14 protein-coding genes, 1 pseudogene and 1 riboswitch are annotated in these 12,293 nt (G+C 58.6%); of the genes and pseudogenes, 5 read left to right on the plus strand and 10 right to left on the minus strand.

What is annotated here, in order from left to right; all coding sequences use genetic code 11:
• Genes FHR27_RS11180 through FHR27_RS11190 form a run of 3 tightly spaced genes read left to right on the plus strand, consistent with a single transcriptional unit; the run spans nt 1 to nt 2,497 of the window.
• On the plus strand, nt 1-666 hold the full coding sequence (locus tag FHR27_RS11180) for an RraA family protein (RefSeq protein WP_179538595.1): 666 nt from the start codon (nt 1-3) through the stop codon (nt 664-666).
• A complete protein-coding gene (locus tag FHR27_RS11185; RefSeq protein WP_042555568.1) occupies nt 663-1,292 on the plus strand; it encodes an RraA family protein in 630 nt (209 codons plus the stop codon). The genes FHR27_RS11180 and FHR27_RS11185 overlap by 4 nt, the downstream gene beginning before the upstream one ends.
• Nucleotides 1,289-2,497 (plus strand): pyridoxal phosphate-dependent aminotransferase, encoded by a 1,209-nt coding sequence (locus FHR27_RS11190; protein ID WP_042555567.1) that lies wholly within the window; start codon nt 1,289-1,291, stop codon nt 2,495-2,497. The genes FHR27_RS11185 and FHR27_RS11190 overlap by 4 nt, the downstream gene beginning before the upstream one ends.
• Before the next feature lie 210 nt (nt 2,498-2,707).
• On the opposite strand, the pseudogene FHR27_RS11195 reads toward FHR27_RS11190, so the two are convergent.
• The 5 genes and pseudogenes from FHR27_RS11195 to FHR27_RS11215 form a co-directional block, all read right to left on the minus strand.
• Nucleotides 2,708-3,259: pseudogene (locus FHR27_RS11195) on the minus strand (arsinothricin resistance N-acetyltransferase ArsN1 family B).
• A gap of 11 nt (nt 3,260-3,270) precedes the next feature.
• Nucleotides 3,271-3,972, minus strand: coding sequence for an arsenical resistance protein ArsH (arsH, locus tag FHR27_RS11200; protein ID WP_042555566.1), 702 nt, complete (start codon nt 3,970-3,972; stop codon nt 3,271-3,273).
• Nucleotides 3,973-3,983: 11 nt separating this feature from the next.
• Entirely contained in the window at nt 3,984-4,454 is a 471-nt protein-coding gene (locus FHR27_RS11205; protein WP_042555565.1) for an arsenate reductase ArsC, read from the minus strand.
• A 26-nt stretch (nt 4,455-4,480) separates the two neighbouring features.
• Nucleotides 4,481-5,764: an arsenic transporter gene (locus FHR27_RS11210; RefSeq protein WP_179538596.1), complete on the minus strand. Its 1,284-nt coding sequence runs from the start codon at nt 5,762-5,764 to the stop codon at nt 4,481-4,483.
• A gap of 21 nt (nt 5,765-5,785) precedes the next feature.
• Complete coding sequence (locus FHR27_RS11215) at nt 5,786-6,133, minus strand: metalloregulator ArsR/SmtB family transcription factor (RefSeq protein WP_042555563.1); 348 nt, start codon at nt 6,131-6,133, stop codon at nt 5,786-5,788.
• Nucleotides 6,134-6,566: 433 nt separating this feature from the next.
• Between FHR27_RS11215 and nhaA the strand changes: the two genes are divergently transcribed.
• A complete protein-coding gene (gene nhaA / locus FHR27_RS11220; RefSeq protein ID WP_179538597.1) occupies nt 6,567-7,832 on the plus strand; it encodes a Na+/H+ antiporter NhaA in 1,266 nt (421 codons plus the stop codon).
• A gap of 48 nt (nt 7,833-7,880) precedes the next feature.
• Here the strand turns inward: nhaA and crcB are convergent, their stop codons facing one another.
• Nucleotides 7,881-8,258, minus strand: a complete 378-nt coding sequence (gene crcB / locus FHR27_RS11225) for a fluoride efflux transporter CrcB (RefSeq protein ID WP_042555814.1) — start codon at nt 8,256-8,258, stop codon at nt 7,881-7,883.
• Between the two features lie 61 nt (nt 8,259-8,319).
• Nucleotides 8,320-8,379, minus strand: a riboswitch (Fluoride riboswitch).
• Between the two features lie 604 nt (nt 8,380-8,983).
• Between crcB and FHR27_RS11230 the strand changes: the two genes are divergently transcribed.
• The gene (locus FHR27_RS11230) at nt 8,984-9,259 is read left to right on the plus strand and encodes a hypothetical protein (protein ID WP_052493845.1); all 276 of its coding nucleotides are present in this window, start codon (nt 8,984-8,986) and stop codon (nt 9,257-9,259) included.
• 110 nt (nt 9,260-9,369) lie between these two features.
• On the opposite strand, the gene FHR27_RS11235 is transcribed toward FHR27_RS11230, so the two are convergent.
• From FHR27_RS11235 to FHR27_RS11250, 4 genes are all read right to left on the minus strand, one after another.
• A complete protein-coding gene (locus tag FHR27_RS11235) occupies nt 9,370-9,969 on the minus strand; it encodes a hypothetical protein (protein WP_179538598.1) in 600 nt (199 codons plus the stop codon).
• 67 nt (nt 9,970-10,036) lie between these two features.
• Nucleotides 10,037-10,855, minus strand: a complete 819-nt coding sequence (locus FHR27_RS11240; RefSeq protein ID WP_179538599.1) for a suppressor of fused domain protein — start codon at nt 10,853-10,855, stop codon at nt 10,037-10,039.
• Nucleotides 10,856-11,194: 339 nt separating this feature from the next.
• Nucleotides 11,195-11,464 (minus strand): hypothetical protein, encoded by a 270-nt coding sequence (locus tag FHR27_RS11245; protein WP_179538600.1) that lies wholly within the window; start codon nt 11,462-11,464, stop codon nt 11,195-11,197.
• 193 nt (nt 11,465-11,657) lie between these two features.
• Nucleotides 11,658-12,095 (minus strand): hypothetical protein, encoded by a 438-nt coding sequence (locus FHR27_RS11250; protein ID WP_264650076.1) that lies wholly within the window; start codon nt 12,093-12,095, stop codon nt 11,658-11,660.
• Nucleotides 12,096-12,293 lie beyond the last annotated feature (198 nt).

Here is a 12,293-nt window from a genome sequence, read left to right on the forward strand (position 1 = left end):
ATGAGCCTTTCAGATAAAGACCTCGTTGCCTTGTTCGAAGGCCTGGATACGCCGGGGATTTCCGACGCTATGGACAAGCTAGGCCTTCCAGGCCAAGCCTTTGGCGTAGTACCGCTGGCTAACTACAGCCAAGTTGTGGTCGGCCCAGCCTTCACCGTTCAGTACGTCAGTGCGAGCACACCGCCCGGCACTGTCGGGGACTTCATCGATGACGTAGCACCAGGCGACGTTGTGGTCATCGCCAACGAGGGTCGCACCGATTGCACTGTTTGGGGCGACATCATGACCCAGTACGCCCTGGCCCGCGGTATCGCCGGCACGGTCATAGACGGTGTCTGCCGCGATGTGAACAAGGCTCTGGGCGAGGGGTATCCACTGTTCAGTAAAGGTCGCTTCATGCGTACCGGCAAAGACCGCGTGGAAGTTGTGGCCGTCAACCAGCCGGTGTCGGTTGGCCAAGCGCGGGTCTGTGCCCGCGACATCGTCGTCGCTGACGCCAATGGCGTCGTCATAGTCCCGCGCGGTCGTGCTCAAGAAGTCGCCGAATCGGCACGGCGCATCGAACACGTTGAAGCGCAGATCCGCGAACAAATCGCCACTGGCAAGAGCCTTAAGGAAGCCCGTGACGCCCTCGGTTACCATTCTCTGCAGAGCAAAAAATCATGAGCCTTCCACACGAGTATCAGAACATTGCAAAGGTCCTCGGCAGCTCCACCCTGTACGAGGCCTCCGGGTTGCCGTGCGCTGTGGACCGCGAGATTCGCGCTGTCTGGAAAGGCGCATTCATTGCTGCACCGGCGTACCCGCTGCAGTGTTCGCCAGGTGACAACCTGGGCCTGCACATTGCCGTGGCGAACGCGCCACGCGGTAGCGTCCTGGTCTGTGACTCCGCCGATTTCGTTGCCGGCTACTGGGGTGAAGTACTTACTGTGGCGGCTGAAGCCGCTGGTATTGTTGGCTTGGTAATCAATGGCGGCGTGCGCGATATCGCCGCGCTTGAAGCGCGCGGCTTTCCGGTTTTTGCTCGGGGCATCTCCGTCAAAGGTACCGTCAAGGCGACCACGCCGTCCGTAGGCAAACCGTTCGACTTCAGCGGGGCGCAGGTCACTGCCGGCGACCTAGTGGTCGCGGATGAGGATGGTGTGATCATCATCCCGGTCGATGCAGTTGAACGCACACTGCACGAAGGGCAGAAACGCGCCGATAAAGAGGCAGTGTTCATGGCCAAGCTGCGCGAAGGTCACACCACCATGGACCTGATGGGCCTTTCCCTCCCGGAGGCGCACGCATGAGCCTGGAAACGCTGAACCGCCGTTTGGAGGCTGCCAAGCCTTCGGCGACCTATAAAATCATCGACCGCGTTGCGGAACGTCGCGCTGAAGGGGCGAATATCATCTCGCTTTGTGCGGGTGAGCCTGACTTCGATACCCCGGAGCACATCCGTGCTGCGGCCATCACTGCGATCAACAATGGAAATACCCGCTACACCCAGGTGGCAGGCCTTCGCGCGCTGCGTGAAGCCATAGCCCGTAAGTACCAGTCCGAGAACGGTCTCGATGTAAGCTGGCAGGACACACTAGTCTGCTGTGGAGGCAAGCAGGTCATCTTCAATGCCTTGGCCGCGACCCTCAATGAAGGCGACGAGGTGGTAATCCCCGCGCCATACTGGGTCAGCTATCCAGAAATAGTTGAGTTGTGCAGCGGCGAGTCGCGGATCGTTACCTGTGGCGCCGAGTCGGGCTTCAAGCTCACGCCGCAAGCGTTGGCCAGAGCCATCGGGCCGAAGACTCGTTGGCTGATCCTGAATTCGCCGTCCAACCCCACGGGAGCTGTATATGATCGCGACGAGCTGAAAGCCCTGGCTGAGGTGTTGCTCGATCATCCGCAAGTGATGATTTTGGCAGACGACATCTATGAGCACCTGATCTTCGACGGGCGTGATTTCATCACGCTCGCCCAAGTTGAGCCCCTACTGGCTGCACGGACGCTGACCATGAACGGCGTATCGAAGGCCTACGCCATGACTGGCTGGCGGATCGGGTTTGCCACTGGGCCTCGCTGGTTGCTCGAAGCGATGGAAAAGTTGCAGGGCCAGCAGACCTCGGGCGCCTGTTCCATCTCGCAGCATGCGGCAGTCGCTGCTCTGGACGGTTCGAAAGACTTCATCGCCCACAGCCGTGAAGTGTTCCAGCGGCGTCGAGATTTCATGGTCGAGCTACTCAACCAGGCGCAGGGCATCAGTTGCGAAGTTCCAGGCGGGGCCTTCTACGCCTTTGCCGATTGTTCCGGCCTGATCGGCAAGCGCTCGCCGGGCGGCAGTGATCTAGTTGACGACGAAGCGGTCGCTTTGGCACTACTTGAAGAGGCCAACGTGGCCGTCGTACAAGGTAGTGCGTTTGGACTTCCAGGCTACCTTCGTATTGCCTACGCTCTGGATGATGAGTCGCTGCGTGCGGCTTGCGGGGCAATTCACCGCTTCTGCAATGACGCAAGGTAGAGGCACCTCACGCTATGGCCGTCGTTCGGGATGGGTAGCGTCGGCCACGGCTGCCAACAGCAAATCGAATTGCGCTCGCTATTAGCCACTGTCAGCTATGGATGGCGTTAACAGTCACCCGCGAACGTCTGCTATTGGCCGATAGCTGCCCGTCGTCACCGGCAGCAATCGGCCAGAAGCAGTCATTGCCTCGCCTTAGGAGATAATGCGCTAATCGCAATTCGGCAGGTACCCAAGAAAGCGAATAGGCCCCAGGGGCGACACTGATCGGTCGCCCTGATCAAGAAGCCAGTACCCCACGTCATGCCACGCACCATGCTTGTATCCCACCTGGGGGAATGTGCCGATATGCCGGGAACCTAGCCGCTCATGAAGCCCGACGCTCCCTGCATTTGGCAGTGCAATTCCCGCATAGACGGAGCGGTAGCCCATCCCTTTGAGCATCGATAACAAGGTCGCGTACAGCCGCCGCCCCACCCCCTTCACGGCGCGCGTTTTCAGCGATGTACACCGTCACATCGACAGCCCAGCGGTATGCTGCTCGAGCACTGTGCTGGCTTGCGTAGGCATAGCCGATGACAACTCCTTCTTGTTCAGCCACCAAGTAGGGATAGGTCTCAAGGGTCGCAAGTATCCGCCCCCGCATTTCCTCTACTGAAGGGGCACCTCTTCGAACGAGATAGCAGTGACAAGCACCACAGGTTCACAGATTGCTTGGATTGCTTCGGCATCCGAATCGGATGCCTCCCTCACATTGATCATGATCCGGCACCTCAGATGGAGCGTTGGTTAACGCGGGCAGATAGCTGTTCAGCCGATTCCTTGCGCTCGGAATAACGATCCAAGAGGAAGTCTTTCTGATCACGCAACAGAAGGGTGAACCTCATCAGCTCTTCCATCACGTCGACCACGCGATCGTAGTAGGCAGATGGCTTCATTCGATCATCCTCGCCGAACTCCATGTAGGCCTTGGGCACCGAGGACTGATTAGGGATGGTGAACATCCTCATCCATCGACCCAGAACGCGCAGTTGGTTGACCACGTTGAACGACTGCGAGCCACCGCATACCTGCATAACCGCGAGTGTCTTGCCCTGGCTGGGCCTGACCGCACCCAGCGTGAGCGGAATCCAGTCGATCTGAGCCTTGAATACAGCGGACATGGCGCCGTGTCGCTCCGGTGAGCACCAGACCTGTCCCTCAGACCACAGTACAAGATTACGTAGCTCCTGAACTTTGGGGTGCTCAACCGGCGCGTCATCAGGCAGCGGAAGGCCCGATGGATCGAAGATGTGGGTCTCTGCGCCAAAGTGCTGAAGCAGTCGCGCAGCTTCTTCGACCAACAGCCGGCTGAAACTGCGCTCACGGGTGGAGCCATGGAGCAATAGGATTCGCGGCTTGTGCTGGCTCGCTTCGATGCGTTTGGAGAATTGGCCTATCAGGGCGTGTTCGACGTTGGGGAGTTCAACGGTCATAGATGGATTCCTCAGAGTTGGCCAATACGATCCAGCTCGCGCTTCAGCTCGTCACGGCTCAAGTCTTCAAACGGCAGTTCCAGGAATGCGCGACAACGCCGTTCAATCTGCGCGAGCGTCGCATTGAAAGCAGCTGAAATCTCGGTTTCTTCGCCCTGCAGATCGGAAGGATCTTCCAGCCCCCAATGCGATTTGAGCGCCGGGCCGAAGTACACCGGGCATGCCTCACCAGCGGCCTTGTCGCAGACGGTAATTACGATATCAGGCGGGCTCGCCTCGAAAGCGTCGTTACCCTTGCTGCTCAAGCCTGCGGTAGAGATACCTGCCTCTTTCAGCGTTTGCAGACTGCGCGGCAACACTTGCCCCTTGGGAAAACTACCGGCACTCACAGCCTCGAATCCCTGGGGCGCGATGTGGTTGAACATCGCTTCAGAGAGGATGCTCCGGCAACTGTTGGCCGTGCACATGAATAGAACTCGCATGCTAACTCCTACCGCCATTGGCGGGCTCAAAGGCTCAACCGCAGAGCGAGCGCAGAAAGGGTGATGAGCAGAACTGGGAAAGTGAGCAAGGCACCAACCTTGAAGTAGTAACCCCAGGTGATTCGGATACCTTTACGCTGAAGGACATGCAGCCACAGCAAGGTGGCCAAGCTACCGATGGGCGTAATCTTCGGGCCAAGATCGCAGCCGATCACGTTCGCGTAGATCATCGCCTCGCGTACTAAGCCCGAGGTGGCGCTCGCATTGATGGACAGCGCACCGATCAGTACGCTGGGCATGTTGTTCATGACCGATGACAGCAGGGCTGACAGCAGCCCGGTGCCGAGCGCTGCGGCCCAGACGCCATGCTCGCCAAGTCGGTTGAGTACGGCTGTGAGGTGGCTGGTGAGACCTGCATTACTCAGCCCGTAGACGACCAGGTACATGCCCAGCGAGAAGACCACGATTTGCCAAGGCGCCTCACGCAGTACCCGGCAAGTCGAGATCACATGTCCTTTGGATGCAACCGCAAACAGGATCGCTGCACATACAGCAGCGACTGCGCTGATTGGCACGCCTATCGGCTCCAGCGCAAATAGGCCGAGCAGCAGCAGCCCGAGCACCCACCAGCCACAGATGAAGGTGCTGCGGTCTCGCACCGCGGATCGAGGATCTTTCAGATCGGCCAACGAGTAAGTGGCTGGCACCTCACGGCGGAAGTACAGGAAAAGCACCAGCAGCGTCGATGCCACGCTGGCCACGGTGACCGGCACCATGACGGAGGCATATTCGGCAAAGCCCAGTTTGAAGAAGTCAGCAGAAACGATGTTGACCAGATTGGAGACCACCAGCGGCATACTCGCGGTGTCTGCAATGAAGCCTGCAGCCATGACAAATGCCAGTGTGGCGCCCGCCGAGAAACGCAGTGCCACCAAAAGCGAAATGACGATGGGGGTGAGGATTAGCGCGGCACCGTCATTAGCGAATAACGCTGAAACCGCTGCTCCCAGCAACACTGTAAATGCAAAGAGGCGCCGTCCGTTACCATTCGCCCAACGAGCAACGTGCAAGGCCGCCCACTCGAAGAAACCGGCCTCGTCCAGCAACAGGCTAATGATGATGATCGCGATGAATGTTGCGGTCGCGTTCCATACCACCGCCCAGACAGTCGGGATGTCCTGAAACGATACCGCACCAACCAGCAGGGCCAGGGTGGCACCGACAGTTGCGCTCCAGCCAACGCCTAAGCCGCGTGGCTGCCAGATGACCAGGATAAGGGTGAAGACAAATACAGCCGCTGCGACGACCATCTCAAAGGCTCTCGGCAAAAACTAGCAACAACTGGTGGCACGCTCGGGGCGTCCATTCATCTTGCTCAGGCGGGCCGTGCTGTCGCCCAGCCACGCAGCGTTGCCTTCTGACGTAATGCGAAGCACGTCTTTGAACCACTCTGGAAGGCTGGGATTAAGCCGGTAATACACCCACTGTCCCTGCCGGCGATCAAGCATCAGGCCGGCTGTCCGGAGCTGCGCCAAGTGACGGCTGATCTTGGACTGGTTGTCTTCCAGGGCGCACATCAACTCGCAGACACAGAGCTCTCCGTGCTCAGAGATTAGGAGGGTGGCACGAGCGCGGGTCTCGTCTGCCAGGCACTTGAAGGCTTCGGGTGGGGTCAGCATGGCGACTCGTATAAATGGAAAACCGAATATGCGGATATCCACATGTTACATTGATCGCATTGCTAGTGCCATCAACGATTTTTTGAAGAGCACGCGTAACAGCCTGAAATGCTGTTTGATTGAGGTTCGCATGACCCCGAGATATGATTCTGTTTATTGGCGTGTGCTGCGTGCGCCCGGGATTAGCCCCGTATACGGAGAACGATTAGTCGTTTTCCGTGAGGCTTTCCAGAGACATGCAGCAGTCCCAATTTTCATGGCAACGCCCCGCTTCTCTGAAGCTCCGCTGGGCACGCCCTGCCAACTCAACACTCCGCATTCCTACCGCTGACCAGCGTATTTCCTGGCCAGTGCTTCGCTGTGTCCGCCGTTTAACGGCCGCGTGCTCTGCGCGATACAGCGCCAGTTTTCATTCGCTAAAGGAGAACCCTTCATGACCCAATCGTCATCCCCCCTAAGGCAGTCCGCGCTCAAGCGCTTTCTGGCCAGCGAGGCAGCCGGTGGCGTACTGCTGATGATCGCAGCCGCAGCCGCCGTGATTGTTGCCAACAGTCCCTGGGCCAGCACCTACCTGCATCTTCTCCACGTTGAAACAGGCCCTACGCTCAGCGACAAGCTTGGCCCTATGACACTACACCTGTGGATCAATGACGGCCTAATGGCCATCTTCTTCCTGCTGGTTGGCCTGGAAATCAAGCGCGAGCTGGTAGATGGGCGCCTATCTTCCTGGGAGCAGCGCCGATTACCGGCGTTGCCAGCTCTGATGGGTATGGCAGTACCGGCAGTGATCTATCTGACGCTAACCCAGGGCGACCCTCTGTTGACTAATGGCTGGGCCATTCCTGCCGCTACCGACATCGCTTTCGCCATCGGCGCCCTGGCTCTACTAGGGCCCCATGCACCGCTATCCCTCAAGCTGATGCTGGTTTCCGTGGCCATCATTGATGACATGGGCGCAGTGGCCATCATCGCAATCTTCTACACATCCTCAATCAACCTCATGGCGCTGCTCGCAGCAGCAGTGATCATCGGCGTTTTGTTCGTGCTCAATCGCATGCGAGTGATGGTGCTATGGCCGTATCTGATCGGCCTGGCCTTGCTTTGGTACGTGACGCTTCTCTCAGGAGTGCATGCCACCATTGCAGGCGTCGTGGGCGCGTTCCTGATTCCCTACATACCTACACCTGGAGAGCCGGACGCCGCTGACTCGCCCTTACACCGTTTGGAGCATGGCATCGCACCATGGGTAGGCTTCTTAATCGTCCCCGCCTTCGGCTTCGTCAACGCAGGCGTCTCCTTCGCAGGCCTTTCCATGGCGGACGTCATCGCGCCGCTGCCGCTCGGCATCGCAGCAGGGCTGTTCATCGGCAAGCAACTAGGGGTGTTCGGCGGCGTGCTGCTGGCGGTGAAGTCAGGGCTGGCGGCCAAGCCGCGAGGCTGCACTTGGCTGCAGATCTATGCCATATCGATGCTCTGCGGGATTGGCTTCACCATGAGCCTCTTCATCAGCGGGCTAGCTTTCCCAGGCCACCCCGAGTTCGTCGAAGAATCCAAAATCGGCATCATGCTGGGCTCGCTGCTATCCGCCGCTGTGGCCTGCCTGATCTTGCGCTTTGCACCCAAAGCGCAAGATCAGTTGCAGGAGGAACAGCAGCAGAAAATTGAGATTCGCCAGGATGGGGACGTCCAGCGGATGTGATCCCGCTGCCAAAAAGGCCTGTCGCAGACGGGCCTTTTTTAGTGGGTTCTACGAAAGTTTGGTAGCGCCATAATAGCCGGCGAAGCTCATCAGCAACGAGCCCAGCACGTGTGTGGTTATGGTGACCGCCGCCCACCCTAAGCGCTCTTGCTGAAGCATGAACATCACTTCGGCAGAAAACGCGGAAAAAGTCGTCAGCCCACCACAGAACCCCGTGGTGATCAGCAACTTCCACGCTGGGTCAAGGTTCGGAAAGCGGCCAAAGAACGCCATCGCCATTCCGATGATGAATCCACCGATCAGGTTGACTAACAGGGTGCCCAGCGGGAGGTTCGGAAACAGATGGTTGAGCTTCATCGACAAAACCCAACGGCCAACACAGCCGAGAGATCCGCCAATGATGACGGCAAGCAGAGAGCTGTACATAGAGGCTTTCCAGAAGAGGGGGTGATACTGGAAAGCGCGCAATAGCCTACGGCCCTTTCCAGGGTTCGTAGGCATCATTAGCCAGAGGCGGTTAAGGAGGAATGCCATCTCCTGAGCTAGATCTTAATCTCAAATACACGCTAGATAAAGCGTCGCCAATGTCCACTTTTGGCCGACAGCAGCCTGTCCCAGGTAGCAGCTACCAGCCAGAAGCTGCCGGTATGAATCAGAAACAGCCCGCGAGCAGCAGGTTTTCAAACCTTCAAAAGCCTTATCTCCCTGTTCGACTCGACCACTTCCATTCTGCACCTCGCTCCGTAGCAGCCTGATCCAACACAGGCGCTCAACAACCGCCGCTACTGAGCCGACCACCCGCTTGCCCTCGAACATCTGCCACGCTAACCTGCGCACGTCGCTGCAAATTCAGCGACCGGGTTTGGCGACCCGAACTTCAGTAGGCGCACAAGCGCCAGAGAGTCCATTGCAGGCGCTTTTTTTGTGCCCGCAGTGCTGCTTTATGGTGGCCGTGCGTGGGAGACCTTCGGGTCTGCCGGGTGCCTACTGTCCCGGTTCGCCAACCTGCGCACGGCTGCCACCCATGATCGTTTGGCGACGGTTCGTGGCAGCTCTTATCGAACAGTAGGAGCACCAACCCATGAAGCACAAACACGCCCTAAATCCGTCCGCACGCCGCCGCGATGGTCACCAGAACGGAGGCCAGGGCCATGACTAACCTCCTCCCACTCTCCAGCAACCCAACCACGACAGCGGTAATGCTGATCGACAGCAATTGCTCGTACATGGATCTGCAGGAAAGCGTCGAACAGCGGCTTAGAGCGGTGCGCGGCCTGCTGCACAGTCTCGCCGCCATGAACATCACTCAGGCAGATGCCCTGGACGTGCAACACATAAGCGAAGCCGCTTACCTGCTTAGCGCGGATGCCTGGGATCTGGTCAGGGCGGCTCACAAGGCAGCGGTGCGGGAGGCGCGCAAGGGTTGAAGATTGGGGCGGGGCACGGCAGCCATCTGCCCTGCCCGCTCCATGCTGGCGTCTCTCACTGCCAAGCATTCAGGCCGGCTGTGGCAGAGAAGAATTTTTCGCCTTTCTCGTCAATCGTCCCTTTCGAGCTTTTTCTGAACAGCCTTTAGCACGCTATCGATGTGCCAAGCCTCCGGCCCGATGGCGATGGCGCCTTTCGGGTCTGGGTCTAGCTCGATGGTTGTCGTGATGCCTTCGCCCGCGAGCATTCGCTGGGCATCTTCGAGGTACCTGCGTATGCCGGTAAGCCAATGTCGGCCGGTGCTCGATAGCAGGACAAAGCTGTCCGGGTATGAGCACGACAGCTTTCGTCGCAGGTTGATCACTGCAGCTTTATCTTCACGGGAGAAGGCCGGGCAAAGTACATAGCTGTTGCCAGCGGCGGCCTGACGGTCGCTTTTGTCTTGCAGGTATTGCTCAACCGAAAAACAGCTGGCCACTGTTTCACATTCACCGGTCGTGACGTCGACGAGATGGGCGTTGACGCCGACGTAACAGTATTCGGTCTTGCCGTGCACTACGTAGTCTTCGCTGTTGCAGCAGATCACCCAATAGTCGCCTTTCGCCGAAAGCTCGCAAGACTGAATGGCAAAACGCTCCGGCTTGCCGTCTCTGGTGACACCTTCACAGAGGCCAAGGACGATTGAGCAGGCTTGCTGTGCGGATAACATCTGTCGGCACTCGAGTCATGAATTGGTGAAGTTGAAAGGTCAGGCCGCCAGGCAGCAGCCCGCCCACTCACACCACGCTGGCGCGCTGCAGGTTACTGCGGTGGCCGACACCGGCCGCCTGCAGGCGCTGCACCAGATCCTCACGGGCGGCGCCCCCGCCAGCACGCACGTAGTCGAGCTCCGCGGCGGTGATCAGCACCACGGGCATCAGCGTGACGGGCGACAACGGCATGTCATCCAGGCGCGTCGCGAAGTCAGGCGCCGGGCCGCCGATGAGTACGCCCACGGCATCGTCGCCGCTGACGAATGCAGGGGGAATCTGCTCGCTCATGTAGTGCGACTGGCTTAGGCCAGGCAACTCCAGGGACAGCACGCCGTACTGCTCGATCTGATTGACGATGCCGCCAGCATTGGCCACGGTGCCGGCCACGTGCTTGATCAGCTCAAAGGCCCAGCTGTACCTGAGCGGGTCGACCTCGCCCGGCTTGCCGCGGGCATGCTCCGGGATATCGGCGGTTTCCAGGAACAGCTCCATCTCGAAGCCGTTGCCCTGCCCCTCTTCATCGTCGAAGGGATCCGAGAGGCCTTCGGTTGCCAGGATGATGGCGTCACCGCGGCGCACGATGCGATAGGCCTGGCGGGTGGAGGGCCAATACGGGCCGCCGGAAAAACTCGGGCTCATGAGGTAGCCCAGCACATCCTGTTCGACGCTGCCGACCGACTGCCAGTGGCGAGCCAGGCAGTCGGCACTGGCCTCCCGTGCGGCCTGGTTGGCGGCGTCGAAGAGGCTCTCGCTGTCAGGCGTCTGCGCCGCCTGTGGCGTTGGCGATGCTGCCTCGGTGGCGGGTTTGGGTGAGAGTCCGAACAGCTTCCGGAAAAAGCTCATGAGCGTTCCTTGCAGAGTCGCGCTGCTGCGCAATGGCGGCAGCCAGGTTGAGTGGAGAAGCAGGCGCCATTATGGCCGGTTGGCCCGGAGGTGAAAACCGAATGGGCCACGTTCCAGATCACGGAGCGAGAGCAGCCTTTTCGGAGGGCAGCGAGGATGCTGCTGGTAGATATGGAAGCTGCCGGCCGAGAGCGAGCAACTCGCAACCGGCCGCTTTCGGCGGCGATAGTGGGCTTTCTCGAGGGGTAGCTACCTGCCAGCGGCTATGAAGAGCGGTCGGAGCTGGAGGCTAGTTGAGTACGGATCTGGCGACATGTGTGCAAGACACTTTGCCAATGTTTAAGGTACTGAAGATCTTTCGAGCCCCTTGCTGATCGCCACCGAAATCCAGGTTTCGTCGTCCGGGTTCAGCTCAGGGAAAGCCGTAATGGCCTTTTCAATTGTTTCCTTCGCGACAGCGCCCATGAGCCGGCCGGTAACGAGCTTGATGTCTGCATGCTGTGTTGCAGGGAGGTATTTCAGGGTCTGGATCAGCATCTGATCCAAGGCAGCCATGGCATCGATGCCACCATCTCTTAATGCTCGTGCGGCGTTCAATGTCAGTTCCATTGGTGCTTGCTTCCCTGGGAGTACTGATGGTTGCTTCGAGAGTTTAAGAGTTTAGCAAACGGGCAATTTCAGCACGTGATTCCGCTAGAAAGTCACCTTCCCGTGCGACGCTTCTGGCCGATTGCAGGCGGTGACGACGGGCAGCTACCGGCCAATTGCTGACCTTTATGAACAGCACCACCTCTAGCTGTCATCAAATCGAGGTAACAAAGCGTGTTTCGAGGCCTACATTTACCGGCGGTAGCGCATTAATCAATACGACGGCCTCGTCGCCCTGATTAAGGTAGATCAATGAGTCACCGGTCTCGAACGTAACTCTGAATCCGGCCAGCCAAGGCTCATGCCCATTTAAAGAGTCAACAACTCCCTCAACTGCGCAAATTTTTGTGTTCTCTAGCTGGGTTGCTGATAGACCTGCAAGCAGGTTCTCCCTCTTCCAGGAGCATGGCACGTTCGGCTCTATCTCAAAGGAAGCCGGCGTATCAGAAGGCAACAAGTCCGAGCCGACTCGCTGGCCATCACTCAAGAGATACATGGATAGAACTTCTTGCTCGCCAAAACGCCACTCTAGAGAACCTATATATCCCGGATCTTTCTCGTCGTTGAAATAGTACTGGTCGTGCAGCAGCACACTCAGCCGCTTTCCCACAAGCGAACGTGCGTTTTGCAGGTCTAGGACAGCTCTGGTAGGAGATGGGGAGTATCGGCTAGACATCGAGCGCCTCATGCAGATGGGAAGAGAGGCAGATACATCGACGAAGACATCGACCACCCGCACCACATTAGTCTCGCTGAGGTAATCACCGAGGCTCTCGGGAAGCAAGTTGCT

Source organism: Pseudomonas flavescens (assembly GCF_013408425.1).
GTDB lineage: Bacteria > Pseudomonadota > Gammaproteobacteria > Pseudomonadales > Pseudomonadaceae > Aquipseudomonas > Aquipseudomonas fulva_A.